At 70.2% G+C, this 15,757-nt stretch carries 15 protein-coding genes; 10 read left to right on the forward strand and 5 right to left on the reverse strand.

What is annotated here, in order from left to right; all coding sequences use genetic code 11:
• Nucleotide 1: 1 nt before the first annotated feature.
• Together ABZ808_RS13195 and ABZ808_RS13200 are read left to right on the forward strand one after the other, a co-directional pair.
• Nucleotides 2-997, forward strand: coding sequence for an ABC transporter ATP-binding protein (locus tag ABZ808_RS13195; RefSeq protein ID WP_357004934.1), 996 nt, complete (start codon nucleotides 2-4; stop codon nucleotides 995-997).
• A 14-nt stretch (nucleotides 998-1,011) separates the two neighbouring features.
• Complete coding sequence (locus tag ABZ808_RS13200) at nucleotides 1,012-1,734, forward strand: ABC transporter ATP-binding protein (protein WP_357006733.1); 723 nt, start codon at nucleotides 1,012-1,014, stop codon at nucleotides 1,732-1,734.
• A gap of 366 nt (nucleotides 1,735-2,100) precedes the next feature.
• Here the strand turns inward: ABZ808_RS13200 and ABZ808_RS13205 are convergent, their stop codons facing one another.
• Nucleotides 2,101-2,553 (reverse strand): GNAT family N-acetyltransferase, encoded by a 453-nt coding sequence (locus ABZ808_RS13205; protein WP_357004936.1) that lies wholly within the window; start codon nucleotides 2,551-2,553, stop codon nucleotides 2,101-2,103.
• 400 nt (nucleotides 2,554-2,953) lie between these two features.
• Between ABZ808_RS13205 and ABZ808_RS13210 the strand changes: the two genes are divergently transcribed.
• The 4 genes from ABZ808_RS13210 (at nucleotide 2,954) to ABZ808_RS13225 (ending at nucleotide 6,140) form a co-directional block, all read left to right on the forward strand.
• Nucleotides 2,954-3,859: a hypothetical protein gene (locus ABZ808_RS13210; RefSeq protein ID WP_357004939.1), complete on the forward strand. Its 906-nt coding sequence runs from the start codon at nucleotides 2,954-2,956 to the stop codon at nucleotides 3,857-3,859.
• A gap of 74 nt (nucleotides 3,860-3,933) precedes the next feature.
• Nucleotides 3,934-5,010: a hypothetical protein gene (locus tag ABZ808_RS13215; protein ID WP_357004942.1), complete on the forward strand. Its 1,077-nt coding sequence runs from the start codon at nucleotides 3,934-3,936 to the stop codon at nucleotides 5,008-5,010.
• Nucleotides 5,011-5,139: 129 nt separating this feature from the next.
• A complete protein-coding gene (locus ABZ808_RS13220; RefSeq protein WP_357004945.1) occupies nucleotides 5,140-5,439 on the forward strand; it encodes a hypothetical protein in 300 nt (99 codons plus the stop codon).
• 11 nt (nucleotides 5,440-5,450) lie between these two features.
• On the forward strand, nucleotides 5,451-6,140 hold the full coding sequence (locus ABZ808_RS13225) for a hypothetical protein (protein WP_357004948.1): 690 nt from the start codon (nucleotides 5,451-5,453) through the stop codon (nucleotides 6,138-6,140).
• A gap of 33 nt (nucleotides 6,141-6,173) precedes the next feature.
• On the opposite strand, the gene ABZ808_RS13230 is transcribed toward ABZ808_RS13225, so the two are convergent.
• Both ABZ808_RS13230 and ABZ808_RS13235 read right to left on the reverse strand, forming a co-directional pair.
• Complete coding sequence (locus ABZ808_RS13230) at nucleotides 6,174-7,745, reverse strand: alpha/beta hydrolase (protein ID WP_357006736.1); 1,572 nt, start codon at nucleotides 7,743-7,745, stop codon at nucleotides 6,174-6,176.
• Nucleotides 7,746-7,803: 58 nt separating this feature from the next.
• Nucleotides 7,804-8,919, reverse strand: a complete 1,116-nt coding sequence (locus ABZ808_RS13235) for an ATP-dependent DNA ligase (RefSeq protein ID WP_357004951.1) — start codon at nucleotides 8,917-8,919, stop codon at nucleotides 7,804-7,806.
• A 134-nt stretch (nucleotides 8,920-9,053) separates the two neighbouring features.
• Here ABZ808_RS13235 and ABZ808_RS13240 point away from each other — a divergent pair, with 134 nt between their 5' ends.
• Complete coding sequence (locus tag ABZ808_RS13240) at nucleotides 9,054-9,266, forward strand: hypothetical protein (RefSeq protein WP_053653514.1); 213 nt, start codon at nucleotides 9,054-9,056, stop codon at nucleotides 9,264-9,266.
• Nucleotides 9,267-9,395: 129 nt separating this feature from the next.
• A complete protein-coding gene (locus ABZ808_RS13245) occupies nucleotides 9,396-9,818 on the forward strand; it encodes an SRPBCC family protein (protein WP_357004954.1) in 423 nt (140 codons plus the stop codon).
• Here ABZ808_RS13245 and ABZ808_RS13250 read toward each other — a convergent pair.
• Both ABZ808_RS13250 and ABZ808_RS13255 read right to left on the reverse strand, forming a co-directional pair.
• The gene (locus ABZ808_RS13250) at nucleotides 9,793-10,305 is read right to left on the reverse strand and encodes a GNAT family N-acetyltransferase (protein WP_357004957.1); all 513 of its coding nucleotides are present in this window, start codon (nucleotides 10,303-10,305) and stop codon (nucleotides 9,793-9,795) included. The two genes, ABZ808_RS13245 and ABZ808_RS13250, sit on opposite strands and share 26 nt — an antisense overlap.
• Before the next feature lie 101 nt (nucleotides 10,306-10,406).
• Nucleotides 10,407-11,327, reverse strand: coding sequence for a DNA-3-methyladenine glycosylase 2 family protein (locus ABZ808_RS13255; RefSeq protein ID WP_357004960.1), 921 nt, complete (start codon nucleotides 11,325-11,327; stop codon nucleotides 10,407-10,409).
• Nucleotides 11,328-11,827: 500 nt separating this feature from the next.
• Here ABZ808_RS13255 and ABZ808_RS13260 point away from each other — a divergent pair, with 500 nt between their 5' ends.
• Both ABZ808_RS13260 and ABZ808_RS13265 read left to right on the forward strand, forming a co-directional pair.
• On the forward strand, nucleotides 11,828-13,681 hold the full coding sequence (locus tag ABZ808_RS13260; protein ID WP_357004963.1) for a stealth family protein: 1,854 nt from the start codon (nucleotides 11,828-11,830) through the stop codon (nucleotides 13,679-13,681).
• 1 nt (nucleotide 13,682) lies between these two features.
• Nucleotides 13,683-15,746 (forward strand): PIG-L family deacetylase, encoded by a 2,064-nt coding sequence (locus tag ABZ808_RS13265; protein ID WP_357004966.1) that lies wholly within the window; start codon nucleotides 13,683-13,685, stop codon nucleotides 15,744-15,746.
• Nucleotides 15,747-15,757: the final 11 nt, after the last annotated feature.

Genomic DNA, 15,757 nt, shown 5'->3' on the forward strand with positions numbered 1-15,757 from the left:
GATGACCGCTACCGCCCAGACCGCACCGATGCCGGACCTGGCCGTCCTACAGCAGCGGGCCGCACAACGGGCCGCCGAGCGGGCCGGCGGGGAGGACCGACTGCGCGGCCACATCGTCTGCGACGGCCTGGTGCGCATCTTCAAGACCGAGGGGGTGGAGGTCGTCGCCCTGCAGGGCCTCGACCTGGTCATCGACCGGGGCGAGCTGGTGGCGATCGTCGGTGCCTCCGGTTCGGGCAAGTCGACCCTGCTCAACATCCTCTCCGGCCTGGACACGCCGACCGCCGGCATCGCCCGGGTGGCCGACTACGATCTGCTCTCGCTGTCGGCCAAGCGGCGGTTGAGCTACCGGCGGGAGTTGGTCGGGTTCGTCTGGCAGCAGACCGGCCGCAACCTGCTGCCGTACCTCACCGCGCTGGAGAACGTCGAGCTGCCGATGCAGCTGGCTGGCAAGCTCAGTCGCAAGGCCCGCCGGAAGCGGGCCCGGGAACTGCTCGACATGGTCGGCGTGGGCTACTGCGCGGAGCGGCGGCCGGGACAGCTCAGCGGCGGTGAGCAGCAGCGTTGCGCGGTGGCCGTGGCGGTGGCCAACGACCCGGAGGTGCTCTTCGCCGACGAACCGACCGGTGAGCTGGACGAGGCGACCGGCGCGGACGTCTTCGCGGCGCTGCGCGCCATCAACGCCGAGCTGGGCGTCACCATCGTGGTGGTGACCCACGACCACGCCGTCGCCACGCAGGTCCGCCGGACCGTCGCGATCCGCGACGGCCGAACCGCCTCCGAGGTACGCCGGACCGCCCGGATCGACGCGGAGGGCAACACCGAGCTGGTCAGCGAGGAGTACGCGGTGCTCGACCGCAACGGTCGGATGCAGTTGCCGGCCGCGTTCGTCGACGCGCTCTCGATGAAGGAACGGGTTCGGCTCGACCTGGAGCTTGACCATGTGCAGGTACGGCCCGGTGACCGGGCCACGGACGATCGGGAGGCACGGGCGTGAGCCGTCGGGACATGATGGTGACGGGAGCGGCCGGGTTCGGCGGTGCGTCCACGGAGCACCCCGGCGAGGTGGTCCGGGTCAGCAATGTGAGCCGCACCTTCGGCCGGGGCGAGCGCGCCGTGCACGCGGTGCGGGACGTCTCGTTCAGCGCCAACCGCGGTGAGCTGGTCGCCATCCGCGGCCGATCCGGGGCGGGCAAGACCACGCTGCTGAACGTGATCGGCGGGCTGGACCGGCCGGACAGCGGTCAGGTCGTGGTGGCCGGGCACGAGGTGACCGCGGCCGGCGAGGCGGAACTGCTGCGGCTGCGCCGGGGCATCGTCGGGTTCGTGTTCCAGACCTTCGGGCTGGTGCCGATCCTCTCCGCCGCCGAGAACGTCGGCGTGCCCCTGCGGCTGGCACAGGTGCCGGCCGCGGAGCGGGAGCAGCGGGTCGGGGTGCTGCTGGAACTGGTCGGCCTGGGCGGGCACGCGGCGCAGCGCCCCTACGAGCTCTCCGGTGGGCAGCAGCAGCGGGTCGCGGTCGCCCGCGCGCTGGCCAACGAGCCGGACCTGCTCATCGCCGACGAGCCCACCGGTCAGCTCGACTCGGAGACCGGGCGGTCCATCATGGACCTGCTGCGGGCGGTGGTGCACGCCCGGGGCATGACGGCACTGGTGGCCACGCACGACCCGGCCCTGATCGACCTCGCCGACCGGGTGCTCACCCTGCGCGACGGCCGCCTGGTCGACAGCTGACCGCTGCCGGACGGACGGCTGCCGCACGCCAGGGCGCTTCGCGACGGACCCTCGCTTCGCGACGGACCCTCGCTTCGCGACGGACCCTCGCTGTGCGGCGGGCCCTCGCTGTGCGGCGGACGCTCGCTGTGCGGCGGGGCTTGCTGGGCGTTGGGGCTCGCTGTGGCGTCGGGGCTTGCGCCGGCCTCGCACAGCTCGGCCGCAGTAGGCGAGGTGGTGGTCCGCGCTCGCTATGGAGCTGATGTCGTAAACGGATCGGTGCGCTGATTTGTTTACGACATCAGCTCCAAAGCGTCTGCGACATGGTGGTACGGGGGCCGCCCAAGGACGCAGCTCCGCGCTCCGCGCTCCGCGGACCCCGGTCGGTCAGAGGGCGAGCTTCATGCCCTCGTGGCTGGCCACGAAGCCGAGGCCCAGGTAGAAGCGGTGCGCGTCGTCGCGGGTCTTGTCAGTGGTGAGCTGGACCAGGGCGCAGCCGCGCTGCCGGGCCTGGTCGATCGCCCAGGCCATCAGCTCACGGCCGAGCCCCTGGCTGCGGCGGTCGGAGCGGACCCGGACCGACTCGATCAGGGACCGCTCGGCGCCGTGCCGACCGAGCCCGGGGATGTAGGTGATCTGCAGGCAGCCGACCAGGTCACCGTCCTGCTCGGCGACGATCAGCTGGTTGCGCGGGTCCGCGTCGATGGCGGCGAACGCCCTCTCGTACGCGTCGTCGACCTCGGTGAAATCGCGGGCCTTGCCCAAGATGTCATCGGCGAGCAGGGCGATGACGGAGGGCAGGTCGGCCCGGACCGCCTCCCGGAAGATCACGTCGGTCATCGGGTGAGAATCCCACAGCGACGGGGATCGAGCCGGCCCTGGCTGGCCTGCTAGAGCAGCACTCCCGCCGGCTCGGGGTCAGCGGCCCGTGGTCGTGGTGAACGGCGACGCAGGGACGGTCGGGGCGGCCTTCGACTACGCCGAGATCCGACAGATCTACGGCGCGGGTTGGGCTGAGCGGCTGACCCTCACGCGGCTGCCGGCCTGTGCGGGCGACGACCCCGCAGCTGTCGGAGTGCCAGGTGACCGATCCGGTTGAGGTGGCCAACGACCCGGCCACCAGTGCGTTGTCGGCCAAGGTCGACCTCTCCTGCACCTCACCGATAGTCTTCGCCATCACCGCGGACGAGTCCTCGGACGAGGGCGACTACAAGGCCACGGACCTAAAGGCATCGGGTTCATGGACTGCGGGGACAGCTCCGGAGCGTTCGCCTACTCCAACCCGCCGCGCCTGCCGCCGGCAGAGGGCCCGCTGCCCGAGATGTCACTGGACTACTCGTCACAGATGGTCGACGGGCGGATGGCCGGTGCCAACAACGGGCAGTGGTGCGGCTACTCCCAGGTGGTCACCAAGGTCGGCGAGCCGGGTCGGGGCGTACCGCTGACCACTCGAAAGCGCTCCCACCGCGGCCTGCACGACCAGCCGTTGCCAGGCGGTGGCCGGCGCGACGTACAGGTGTCCGATTCCGAGGGCAACACGTTCTCGTACCATGCGGCGCTGGCCGGCGCTCCGCCCGAGGAGGCGTCCCTCGACGGGTCGGCGGTTGTCGAGGCGTCCACCTCGCAGTGTTGGACCCGCCAGACAGCCGCGCGCAGCCACTCCGGTGGCACCGACCGGGCGTACCTCACCGGACCGTCCATGGAGAAGACCCGCAAGCTGCTCGCGTCGAACGTGTGGGCGCGGACCGAGACCCGCACCACCTATGACAGTGAGGGCCAACCGGGGACGGTGTCTGATCTGGGTGACACCGCCCGTACCGGCGACGAGACCTGCACCCGCACGACGTACGTCAAGAACGGCACCGCGTGGATCCGCGCGGCGGTGTCCCGGGTGGAGACCGTCGCCAAGACATGCGGCGAAACGCCCGCCCGGCCAGTCGATGTCATCTCCGATGTCCGGACCTACCACGACGCTTCGGACGTCCACGGCGCCACCCCGAGTAAGGGCATGGTGACCCGCGAGGAGACCTTCGACACGTGGAATGGCGGGCCTGTCTACACCGTCATCTCCCGTATTAGCCACGACGGGCTCGGGCGGATCACGAGCGCGACTGACGCCCGCGGTGGGGTCACCACCACCGCGTAAGTTTTCCCTTAAGGTCGACGAACTTGGTTATAAATATCCAAGGTTTGGCGCGGGCGTGACGACGGGTGTCAAAGATGGACGTTCTCGACTACTCCTCGTGGACGGTTATGGCGATCCTTTCGCCAGCCTTTAGAGGGGCGGCTCATGGCGGTCAAGAATATGTCGGATCGGGTGACATGTTGCTCGAGTACTGTCGAAGGATGGGGGGTGAGATACCTCTACTTAAGCTCATCCTGAAGTCCGATTTCCTGGATTCGGTGGATCGGAAGCTCGACGGCAAGGAGGGGCTAGGAAGTGCGCACCCACTCTCCGTTCATGAAGCTCGTTCCATCCTTCGCGAGGTTGCACACGAGAGTGCAGATTCCCTAACTGGTCGACATGTTGCGGTGTTGCCCACTTGGACGGCAGGAGCCGTGAAAGTTCTGGCCGACGCCCGATCAACTTCTGAGGAACGAGGCATCCCATGGGTTGGCGACCGCGAAGTATTGACCGCACTTCTCATGAGCGAGGGGACGACGGCGAGTGCGTTCTTGGCGCGCAGTGGCATCAATCGCAGTGATCTACTGTTGAAGGTGGGACGTCTCGAGCCATTCCAGGGCAAGCGTCCATGGGCACCTGCGATAGATTCGCTGGAGATGACGGGCGTACTGCGCGTGAATATGATGAGCCGCTTTCTGGGTTGGCCCATCCACGTAGTTTCGAGAAAGGTCAACGGGCGGAGCTTTGGTCTACTCTCAACGCTGGAGGGTGAGGCTACCCGGCAGGCTGTCCGAGAGGGCTCTGCGGGTGTTCAGGCGGAGCAGGTCGTGCTCGGCGCAGCTTCGATTTTCCATCAGTTGGCATTGAGCAAAATTTCTGAACCGGAGGAGCTGCACAACTCCCGGACCGTACTTGAACGGTACGGCCTCTCGTACGCTGACCTGAGCCTCCGCGTCGTTCATAGCGCCAGATCTGTTCGGTCCCAGCTCAATGGGGAGCCGCTCTCCGTTCAGGCGCGCCCCCCGGTCGCTTCACCCGAAGTTGCGATGGCCTTTGAACTATTGCGCGGCTTGGTTGCGCAGGGCAATAGTTGCATCCAGGTCTTGGAGTCGCTATTCGCGATCCCTCAGGTAACAGCTGCGATCGCTGCGCTCACTGCCGATCAACCTTGACGTCCGAGGTTGCGTCCAGGGAATTGGTGTACCACTTGCCCCTGGTGGCCGTGTTGCCTGAGGAGACGGCCACTGCGCGGTCCTTCGAGACGGCTCCTTGACCGTGAGCTCCGCGTCGGCCAGATCAGTGTGCACGTCGTACCCGTCTGGCACGACGGCCTCTTCTTCGGAAAGATCAAGAATGCGGCCAGCCGAGCCGCCAACGTGGTGGCCAACACCGCCAGGTCGGCGGTCAAGACCGTGGTCTACAACGCGGGCACCATCTCCGCGGTCGCGGGCGGGATAGCCATGGTGGCGGCGGTGCTGCCACCCGCGGCCCAGGTGGTGGCGGTTGCCGCCGGTGCCGTTGCGGCGGTCGCCGGCGACGAATACGGTACCGCAGTATGTGCCGGGACGTGTCGGAGGCATCTGATTCGTGCGACCGTATAGGAGGTGCTCTAATGGTCGACTACGTCGGTGAGAATCCATCAGGGTTGACCCAGCGCGCCCAGGATTTTCTGCGTAGGTGTTCGAGCCGTGAAGATTTTGATCGAGGTCTTGTTGGCGCCGATCTTGACCAAGAGATCCGTGCCGTCTACGTTCAGCCGAACAGTAAGATCGTTTCAACGCTGGAGTTTGTCCAGGAACGCTATGGAGGGCTCACCTACACGAGTGGCTTATTTGACTCCGACGTCTTCTTCACGCCGGTCTGCGAGCCAGAGGATCCGACGGAGGAGCTTGAGATCCTGTATGCGGTGCAGACGGGATCACCTGCGGGTGCCTGTCTCTCAGCCGACGGAGTGGTGATCGTTGGCGTGGATTACCACGAGGTGCCAGAGTTCCCATCGCTTGACTCGTTAATTGAATGCGATTCCATGTTCGAACTCGCCGAGCAACAGCCGGCGACCGGCACTATGCACCTTGCAGGGCTGGATCGCCTTCGAGGCGCTGTCGAGCTAATCGAGGCGAGTCCGTTTCGGCTTCGGCGAGTGCCGGAGGCAGGCGGTGCACACACATACTGGTTCAGCGGGCAATCGGCCTATGTGTTCCTGTCTGGAGTCTGGGGCGCGATAGGTTTCATGCCCCCATCGATCCGTGTTTGGGCCGGAAATCAGCAGGAGGTTAGTCGGATTCTCGCGACATTCGGCTGACGGTTTCCGGTCTGCTGACAAATCTGCGGATCGCTAGCGGGCTGGGCAGCGCAGGCCGTCCCGGGGGACGGTCAGGTCGAGCAGGTACGCGTCGACCGCGTTGGTGATGCAGGAGGTCTGCGGGTACGCGGTGTGCCCCTCGCCCTCCCAGGTGAGCACCCGACCGACGCCCAGCATCGACGCGAGGCGCGGGGTCTGCTCGTAGGGCGTCGCCGGGTCGCCGGTAGTGCCGACCACCACGATCGGCGGTGCGCCGTTGGCCTTCCCGGTCGGGTACGGGTCACGCCCGCCCGGCCACTCGACGCAGCTCAACATGCCGACCGCGAGCGCCGGCCCGAACAGCGGGTACTTCGTGCGCCACTCCGACTGCAACTGGCGGATCTCGTCGCGGCTCGGCTTCTCGGTTTCGTCGGCGCAGTTGATGGCGAGGTTGGCGTCGAACAGGTTGGAGTAGTGCCCGTCGCTCTCCCGGCCGGCGTACGAGTCGGCGAGCCGGAACACGTCCTTCGGGTCGCCCTCGGCCAGCCGGTCGATGGCCTGCGCCAACTCCTGCCAGCCCGACTCGGTGTAGAGAGACGAGATGACCGCGTAGAAGACCCAGCCGGCGGTGGCCTCGCGCCCGTCGTCACCGCGTACCGGGGAGACCTTGGCCTTGTCGATGGCCGTGGTGACCGCCGCGCGGGCGTCCGGGGCGATCGGGCAGCGGGCGGCGTTCGCGGCGCACCAACGGCTGAAGTTGTCGAACGCCCGCTCGAAGCCGCGTGCCTGGCTCTCCGAGCCGGCCACCAGCCGCTGCTGCGGGTCGACGGCGCCGTCGAGCACCAGCGCGCGCACCCGCTGCGGGTAGAGCTGGGCGTAGATGGCGCCGAGCAGCGTGCCATAGGAGTAGCCCAGGTAGGTGAGCTTGTCGTCGCCGACGGCGGCCCGGACCGCGTCCATGTCCCGGGCGGCCTGCTCGCTGCCGTACAGCGGCAACTGGTCGCCGTAGCGGTCGCCGCAGCCGCGCCCGATCCGCTGGCTCAGCCCGACGAAACCGTCGAACGACGCCTGGCTCGCCGGATCGGGGTCGTAGCCGAAGCTGGCGTCCAGGTCGGCGTCGGAGATGCACTTCACCGGGCTGGAACGGGCCACGCCGCGCGGGTCGAAGCCGACGATGTCGAATCGCTCGGTAATCGAGCTGGGCAGACCACCGAACTGGCTGCCGAAGGAGAGGTAGACGGCGGTGTCCACGCCGGAGCCGCCCGGACCGCCGGGGTTGACGACCAGCGAGCCGATCCGGTCACGTTGTTTGCTGGACCGGGCCCTCAGCAGGGCGATTTCGAAGGTCTGCCCGGCACCCGGCCCGGCGGTCGCTCCGGTGCCGGTGCCCCAGTCCCGGGGGACCGCGATCCGGGCGCACTCGTAGCGCATGTCCGGCGCGCCGCGGCCGACCAGGTCCTCGGCCACCTCCGGGCAGGGCCGCCAGGTCGCCGAGCTGCCGGCCGGCGCCGCCTCGCCCTGCACCTCGGTGCGCGGCGCGAACGCCGGCAGTGTGCAGCCGGCGGTCAGCAGCGCCGCCACCACGAAGGCGGCGAGACTGCGACGGACCCGGCGACTGGTCGCCATCCACGGCTGGTCGGCGGTGCGGGTCACGTGATCCTCCGAGGTCGGGTCGACAGCCAGGCTACGCCGGGCCGGTGGAGGCTCGGTCCACGGTGGTCGTCGGGTCGCCGCGCAGCACCTGGTCCACGTCGTAGCGGATCGGGCGGTCGAGCTGGTCGTAGCGGCAGGAGCGGGGATCGCGGTCCGGCCGCCAGCGGACGAACCGCGCGGTGTGCCGGAAGCGCTCACCCTCCATCGCGTCGTAACCCACCTCGACCACCAGCTCCGGGCGCAGCGGCTCCCACTCCAGGTTCTTCGTGCCGGTCCAGCGGCTCACCCCGCCCGGGATGCGCTGGCCGCGCTCGTGGTCGCCGTGCACCCACGGGTGCTCGCCACCGGTGTCCCGGTACGGTGCCAGCTCGTCGAGCAGTTCGGCGCGGCGGGCCATGGTGAACGACGCGCTCACGCCGACGTGGTGCAGGAGACCGGCGTCGTCGTAGAGACCGAGCAGCAGCGAGCCCACCACCGGGCCGGACTTGTGCCAGCGGAAGCCGGCCACCACCGCGTCGGCGGTGCGGGCGTGCTTGACCTTGAACATCAACCGCTTGCCCGGCTCGTAGGGCAGGTCGGCCGGCTTGACGATCAGGCCGTCCAGCCCGGCGCCCTCGAAGACGTCGAACCAGCGGCGTGCGGTGTCCGGATCGGTGGTGACCTGGGTGACGTGCACCGGCGGCCGGACCCCGGCCAGGGCCTCGACCAGCCGCTCCCGGCGGCGCGGGTACGGCTGGTCGAGCAGCGACTCGTCGTCGATGGCCAGCAGGTCGAAGGCGACGAAGTCGGCCGGGGTGGTCTCGGCCAGCAGCTTCACCCGGGACGCCGCCGGGTGGATGCGCTGGGCCAGCAGCTCGAAATCCAGCCGGGGCTGGCCGGCTGGTCCGTCGCGCCGGATCACGATCAGCTCCCCGTCGACGGCGCACCGGGCGGGCAGTTGCCGGCGGGCCTGCTCGACGACCTCGGGGAAGTAACGGGTCATCGACTTGCCGCCCCGGCTGGCCAGCTCGACCTCGTCGCCGTCGCGGAACACGATGCACCGGAACCCGTCCCACTTGGGCTCGTAGGTCAGCCCGGCGGTGGTGGGCAGCTTGGAGACGCTCTTGGCCAGCATCGGCTCGACCGGCGGGTTGATCGGCAGGTCCACGGCGCCAGTCAATCAGACGGTACCGACAGTCGTGAGGCACATCACGGTGCACGCGGGGGCGGCGTGTCCGCCCGAGCGCCGCTCGTCCCGACCGGGTGAATCAGATAAGCGCAGGTCAGAGCTACTTTCGCGAGATGTCCGAGTGGGTCTGTGACTGCTGCGGGCGGTGGCGGGTGAGCGTCGAGCTGATCCGGGGCCGCTACCGCTACCGGTTGACCCGCCGATACCCGGAGCGGTTCGGCGGTGGCCGCAATGTGCTCGGCGAGGTCGGTTCGGTGCCGGAGTTGGAGGAGTTGCTCGCCCGGCGTACCCCATTGAGCCTGGCCGACCTGCGCGAAGCCGCCTGACCCGCGCGAGGTGTCGGCGGGTCCGCGCCCGAAGCTGGCGGGCCGGTGGATGCGCGCGTCACGATGTGCCGGGCAGCCTCGTCCCCATCGCGCGGCGGCGCCGGGCGGTGCCGCCGGGGAGGAGACGTGATGCGGTTCGAAGCTGGTACGGAGATCGCCGCCGATGCGCAGCGGGTCTGGGAGGTGCTGGTCGATGTGCGGCGGTGGCCAGAGTGGACGGCCTCGGTGAGCCACATCGAACGGGGCGAGTCAGGCCCCCTCGCCGTCGGCTCGACCGCCCGGGTGACCCAACCGAAGCTGCGACCGGCGGTGTGGCGGGTCACCGGGCTGACCGAGGGGCGTAAGTTCACCTGGGTCTCCGACACCCCCGGAGTGCACACCCGCGGGGAGCACCGGTTGTCGCCGCTGCTGGGCGGCGGCACCCGGGTCGAGCTGGCGATCGCCCAGTCCGGGCTGCTGGCCGGGCCGGTCGGCTGGCTCTACGGCGGTCTGCTTCGCCACTACCTGCGGCTGGAGGCTGACGGCCTCAAGCGTCGAAGCGAGGAGGGCTGACGGCAGGCCCGTCCAGCACGGCGGGTTTCTCCAGCACCGCCAGTTGGATGCCGTTCGGGTCCGGCCGGTGCGCCACGACCCGATAGCCGTGCCGCTCGTAGAGCCGGAGATTGCGGGCGCTGTCCGCGCCGGTGAAGAGGGTGAACAGGGCCACCTCGGGTGGGCAGGCCGCCTCGATCGCGGCGAGCAGCCGACCCCCGATGCCCTGACCCTGCTGGTCGGGGGCGACCGACAGCCGCCCGATGTGCGCGGTGTCCCCGTCCAGGTGGGCGCGGACGGAGCCGACCAGCCGGTGCCCCAGCCGGGCGGCGAGGACGGTGGCCGGGCCGGTCAACGCTGCCCGGACCTCGTCCAGCGTCTCGGTCAGCGGCGGCAGGAAAGGATCGGTGTAGTGCTGTGCCTCGGTCAGGTACGCGGCGCGCTGCACGGTGAGGATCTCACCGGCGTCCGCGGCACCTGCCGGGACGATGCTGGCCTCGGCGCTCATCGGGGCAGCACACCACAGCCGTCGCCGGCACCGACGCGCGGCCCGACCGTCGCCCGTACGCTGGCCGGCGATCGCCGACCGGTGCGCGCCGGGCGGGCTGGTCAGAACCGGGCGAACGAGCGGATCGGGGCACGCGGGCCGTACTTCGGCGCCTGGATGCCGGCGGCCTCCAGCAGCAGACAGACCCGGCCCCGGTGGCCCCGGAACGGCTCCAGCAGAGCCAGCATCCGGGCGTCGTCGCCGCGTGCCTCGCCGGCGAGCGCCCAGGCCACCGTGTTCGGGATGTGGTAGTCGCCGAGGCTTACCGCGTCCGGGTCGCCGTAGGCGATCCGGACCACCTCGGCGGCGGTCCACGGGCCGATGCCTCCGATGGCGGTCAGTCGACGGGTCGCCTCGGTGGCGTCGGCGCAGCGCTCCAGCCGGTCGGCCAGCGCGGCGGCGCGGCGCAGCGTGTCGGCCCGGCGCTGCTCGACGCCGAACGGGTGGAACACCCAGTACGGGGTGGCGGCCACCGCGGCGGACTCCGGCGGCAGCAGCAGCGGTTGCAGCGGGCCGGGCGCCGGCTCACGGAAGTGCCGCACGGTCGCCGAGTACGCCCGGTACGCCTCCTTGCCGGTGACCTTCTGCTCGAACACCGCCCGCAACAGTCGGGGAAAGACCTGCCCGGTGGTGGGCATTCGCAGTCCCTGGTGCTCCCGGGCCAGCCGGGCGACGAGCGGGTGCGCCGCCGCCAACTCGGCGAAGCCGGTCAGGTCGTCACGCAGCCCCGCGATCGCGTCGGCCCGAGCCACCACGTGCTCGGCGCCCGGGCCGTAGCCCTCGGCGAGCAACTCACCGCCGGCCGGCCGCAGTGAGAGCGTGGCCGGGCCGTCGGGGGTGCGGGTCGCCCACCAGAAGGTGCCGGCGGCGATGCGGGCGCACGGGTCGTACGGGCTGAAGGTCAGAGCGCGGACCGACGCGGCCAGCCGATAGCCGACCGGCGGGTGCAGCACCCGGGTCGCGGCGGGTTCGGTCTCGGTCACCCCGCCACTCTGCCAGGTGAGGATCGGCGTTCACCACGTAGCCGTTCGGCAGTCGGTTGGGCAGAATCGCACGGACACCTTCAGTTGGCCGTACCGGTGCTGTCGTACCGACCGAATGGCCAGTATTTTTTTCGCGAATCGGGGCGGAGCGTACTTATGGGACGTCCCTCTGTGTGTCGGCTGTGGAACCTGTGGTTGTTTGATTTTCCGCAGTAAACGCACCGCTCCGGGCAACTGCGGCGGCCACCGTCTGTCCCGCTGAATGGGAGAGCGCGCGAGCCGGCCCGGAGATTCGGTGCCCGCCGACAGCCGCCGCAGCGCGGCACGCAGCCGGTGCCGGATCCCACGCGGTGCCCACGGGGGAACTGTGAAAGGGCATGCAGTGATGGCTGCACGAGTGTGTGTTGCTTCAGCGCGAGTGGGGTTCCACGCCGCTACCCACCAGCAGGGCTGACAGTGGCCGCCGACGAGGTGGCCGTTCCCAGCGAACGGCCCGGCGCATGATTGCCCTGAAGATCTACCGACTGCTGCCCCAGCCCGTACGGCGACGCCTGTTGGGTCTACTGCCCGCCCACCGCCGGATCGGCCTCGTGCAGGCCTTCTCCCGGCGGCGCGGCGGCGACACCGTGCATCCGTCGGGTGCCCTGGTGACCGTGCCCGACGGCGGTGTCCGGACCCGGGCCGAGGTGGTCGACACGGCCACGCCGTTGCAGCTGTGGCACCGCAACCTCACCGCCGTCACCGCCGCCCTGGAAGCGGCAGGCATCGACTACCACTGCATCCGCAACGACGACCACCTGCGGAGCACGGTGGCCGTCCTCGACGACCAGCGGCCGGCCGTGCGTCGCCTGGTCAAGTCCGCGCCGACGCTGTCCGGGGCGCACGTCCGGACGCTCACCGTCCAGCCCGGTCGGGACCGGCCCGACGATGCTCCGACCGAGGTGATCCAGGTCTGGTTCCCGGTGACCGACGTGCGGGCGGGTGTGGTCCTCGGCGCGCAGTTCGCCTGCGAGATCGAGTTCTGGACCCGGCACGGCGACGTGGTCCGCGCCCCCCGGCACAACGCGGTGATCGACGAGGCGCCCGCGGAGGCGGAGAAGGTCCGGGTCGCCGCGGCGCTCATCAGCCACTTCGTTCCCGAGGCGGACGACCACACCTACCGCACCCGCCGTGACCTCACGGTCCGGGCGCCGGACCGGGTGGGCTTCCCGATCGACGCCGTCTACACCTGGGTGGACGGCTCGGACCCCGACTGGCTCAAGCGCAAGATGGACGCGCTCGGCACCCCCGACGGGCCGCTGCACGCCATCGCGGCCAACACGTCGCGCTACCACAACCGCGACGAGTTGCGGTACTCGATGCGCTCGTTGCACAGCTTCGCGCCGTGGCTCCGCCGGATCTTCCTGATCACCGACAGCCAGCTGCCCAGCTGGCTCGACCCGAACCACCCGATGGTCACCGTGATCTCGCACGCCGAGCTCTTCGCCGACCTCGGCGGACGTTCGTCGTTCAACTCGCACGCCATCGAGTCCCGGCTGCACCGCATCGACGGCCTGGCCGAACACTTCCTCTACCTCAACGACGACGTCTTCCTGGGCCGGCCGCTGCTGCCGACGCACTTCTTCCACGCCAACGGGATCGCCAAGTTCTTCCTCTCGCCGGCGCAGTTCGGGCTGGGCGAGGCGAAGCCCAGCGACCCGCCGGTGAACGCCGCCGGCAAGAACAACCGCCGGCACATCCAGCGGCAGTTCGGTGTGACCATCACGCAGAAGATGAAGCACACGCCGTTCGCCCTGCGGCGCAGCATCATGCAGCAGATCGAGGCCATGCTGCCGGTCGACGTGCTCGCGACGGCCCGGCACCGTTTCCGCCACCACGGCGACCTGTCCATCCCCTCGTCGCTGCACCAGTACTGGGCGTACCTGATCGGCCAGGCAGTGCCGGCCGACATCGAGTACGAGTACGCGGACCTCGGTCACCCGTCGACCCCGGCGCGCCTCGCGGAGCTGCTGACCCGCCGGCACCGTGACGTGTTCTGCCTCAACGACACCGACTCGGACCCGGCGACGATGGCCGCCCAGGAGCAGATGCTGGCCGACTTCCTGCCGCGCTACCTGCCCTTCCCGGCGCCCTTCGAGCTGCCCGACGATGTGGTTGCCGAGCGCCGACAGTTGGGGGCCACCGCCCTGTGGCGGAAGAGTGGAGGCGATCGGCGCAGCGTCCAGCAGCCGGCTCCGGGCACCACCGTGATCCTGCAGGTCCCACCGACGGCGAGGCCGGCCACGTGGCCGCCCTCGCCCCGAACGAGTGGCCCTCCGCCGGCCACCGACGCGCCGATCCGACTCGGAGAGTGACGTGACATCTGACCAGCATCGCTGGATCGCGCCGTTGCGGGCGCTCGGTAAGCGCGCCGTGGCGCTGCCCCGACAGGCCGGGCAGCGGTGGCAGTCCCCCGGTCGGCCCCGGTCCATGGCGGTGATGGCCCACCAGGACGACGACCTGTACTTCCTGAACCCGTTGCTCGCCAGCCAGCTGCGACACAGCGAGGCGCACCTGACCGTCTGCCTGACCACGGGTGAGGCGGATGGACGGAACGCCCCGGGTGGCACCGCGGCGCACGCCGCGCTGCCGGTGGACTTCGAGGGCTTCGCCGCCGCCCGGTTCAACGGACTTCGTGCTGCATATGGGGACATGGTCCTGGGCGACCGGGGCGCCAAGTGGCACCGTGCGGCGATCACGGTCGGGTCCGGCATCGAGGCGGATCTGTCGACGTTGGTGGACGCGCCGCAGATCCGGATCGTCTCTCTCAACCTCTGGTGTTCGCCGCCGCCAGGTTCTCCGGCCGACGCCGGCCCGCTGCCACGCCTGTGGACCGGCGAGGCCGCCCGTACGCCCACCATGATTCCGACCGACTCCCCGGTCTCCGCGACCTTCGACTACTCGCGGGAGAGCCTTGTCGAGGCGCTGCTGCATCTGCTGCGCGACGCCGACCCGACGCTGCTGTGGACGATGGACCCGGACCCCGACCGGCAACTGCACAACAAGGCGAACCCACAGCACGCCGACACCGGCGACTACTCCGACCACATCTTCCACACCATCACGGGGCTGTTCGCCCATGAGGCGGCCCGTCGCTGGTTCGCCGAGGGTGGTGGCAGAGCCGCTTCCGTCGAGGCGTTCCGCGGCTACTACGTCCGACGGTGGCCGTCCAACCTCAGCCCGAAGGGGCGGGCGCTCAAGCAGCGGTACAAGGACGTCTACGGGTGGGCTGACCGCCGCCCCGCCGACGGTCCGGTGGGCCACGGCGACCTCAAGGTCGGTGGTGACGCGATCGGCGCCGGGAACGCCTCCGGCACGACCCTGCGCTATCCCGGCTCCCGGGCCTGGGCGGTCCAGGGCGGCGACGGTCGGTTGTCCGCCTTCGCCGTACGGGGTGGCCGGGTGGTGCACTGGCGGGCGACCAGGTCGGGTGGGTTCGCCCCGGGTCGGGGCGTTCCCGGTACGCGACTCCTGCCGCACGTCGCCGCGCTGGCGGCTCCCGACGGTGGCTGGCGGCTCTTCGCGGTGCGGCAAGGGCTCACCGCGGAGCCGGACCGGCACGTCCGCGACGTCTGGACGATCGTGCTTCCGGCCTCCGGGGACTACGCGGAGGTCCGGTGGGAGTCGCTTGGCAACCCCAACGGGCGCAGCGATCCCGCGAAGCGGCGGAACATCGGCATGCCGCAGGCCGTCGCCCTGCCGGGCGGCAGGATCCTGCTGTTGGCCAGGAACGCTGGCAAGGGACTGAGCGCCCGACTGCACGACGGGACGTCCTGGACGCCGTGGCAGGACCTCGGCGGCTGGGACACCCAGGACGGCCTGACCGCCGTCGCGCTGGACGACCACACCGTGGAGGTGCTTGCCGCCGGGCGCACCGGAACCGCCCGTTGGCGGGTCACGGTGCCGGAACTCACCGCCGAGTACACGCTCCTGGAGACCGAGCCACCGGCGGGGCCACCGGCCGTGCTACGGCTGCCGGACGGCGATCGGCTGCTCCTGTTCCGGCGGCGGAACTCGGCGTCGGTGTTGTCGTACCGCACCCGGGGCGCCGGCCGCGAGTGGGACCTGTTGACGGCCGCCGACCTCGGCGGCCACGGCGGCCCCGGCCCCCTGACCGCCCGGTATGTGGCCGACTCGGGCGCCGTTCTGCTGGCGGTCCGCGACGACGCGTCCAGTTCCAGCGTCGCCTGGCTGGATCCGGGCGGGTCGACGCCCTGTCGCTGGCTCCGCGAGCCGACGCCGATCGCTGGCGGCCACGCCGTCCAGGTCGACCACAGCGGCCGACCCGTCGTTCTGGCGGTGTCCACGGCGGGCGGCCTTTTCGCCCTGCGGCCGAACCGCTCCGGATCGTCCCTGACCTCCACGAAGGAAGTGCCGTGAACCACATGCCG

It is taken from the genome of Micromonospora sp. NPDC047527 (genome assembly GCF_040643015.1).
Taxonomy (GTDB): Bacteria; Actinomycetota; Actinomycetes; order Mycobacteriales; family Micromonosporaceae; genus Micromonospora.

What these genes read in the sequence shown, in the direction of transcription:
- ABZ808_RS13195 (WP_357004934.1), top strand. Translation starts at nt 2, where the DNA reads ATGACCGCTACCGCCCAGACCGCACCGATGCCGGACCTGGCCGTCCTA.
- ABZ808_RS13200 (WP_357006733.1), top strand. Translation starts at nt 1,012, where the DNA reads ATGGTGACGGGAGCGGCCGGGTTCGGCGGTGCGTCCACGGAGCACCCC.
- ABZ808_RS13205 (WP_357004936.1), bottom strand. Translation starts at nt 2,553, where the DNA reads ATGACCGACGTGATCTTCCGGGAGGCGGTCCGGGCCGACCTGCCCTCC.
- ABZ808_RS13210 (WP_357004939.1), top strand. Translation starts at nt 2,954, where the DNA reads ATGGACTGCGGGGACAGCTCCGGAGCGTTCGCCTACTCCAACCCGCCG.
- ABZ808_RS13215 (WP_357004942.1), top strand. Translation starts at nt 3,934, where the DNA reads ATGGACGTTCTCGACTACTCCTCGTGGACGGTTATGGCGATCCTTTCG.
- ABZ808_RS13225 (WP_357004948.1), top strand. Translation starts at nt 5,451, where the DNA reads ATGGTCGACTACGTCGGTGAGAATCCATCAGGGTTGACCCAGCGCGCC.
- ABZ808_RS13230 (WP_357006736.1), bottom strand. Translation starts at nt 7,745, where the DNA reads ATGGCGACCAGTCGCCGGGTCCGTCGCAGTCTCGCCGCCTTCGTGGTG.
- ABZ808_RS13240 (WP_053653514.1), top strand. Translation starts at nt 9,054, where the DNA reads ATGTCCGAGTGGGTCTGTGACTGCTGCGGGCGGTGGCGGGTGAGCGTC.
- ABZ808_RS13245 (WP_357004954.1), top strand. Translation starts at nt 9,396, where the DNA reads ATGCGGTTCGAAGCTGGTACGGAGATCGCCGCCGATGCGCAGCGGGTC.
- ABZ808_RS13250 (WP_357004957.1), bottom strand. Translation starts at nt 10,305, where the DNA reads ATGAGCGCCGAGGCCAGCATCGTCCCGGCAGGTGCCGCGGACGCCGGT.
- ABZ808_RS13260 (WP_357004963.1), top strand. Translation starts at nt 11,828, where the DNA reads ATGATTGCCCTGAAGATCTACCGACTGCTGCCCCAGCCCGTACGGCGA.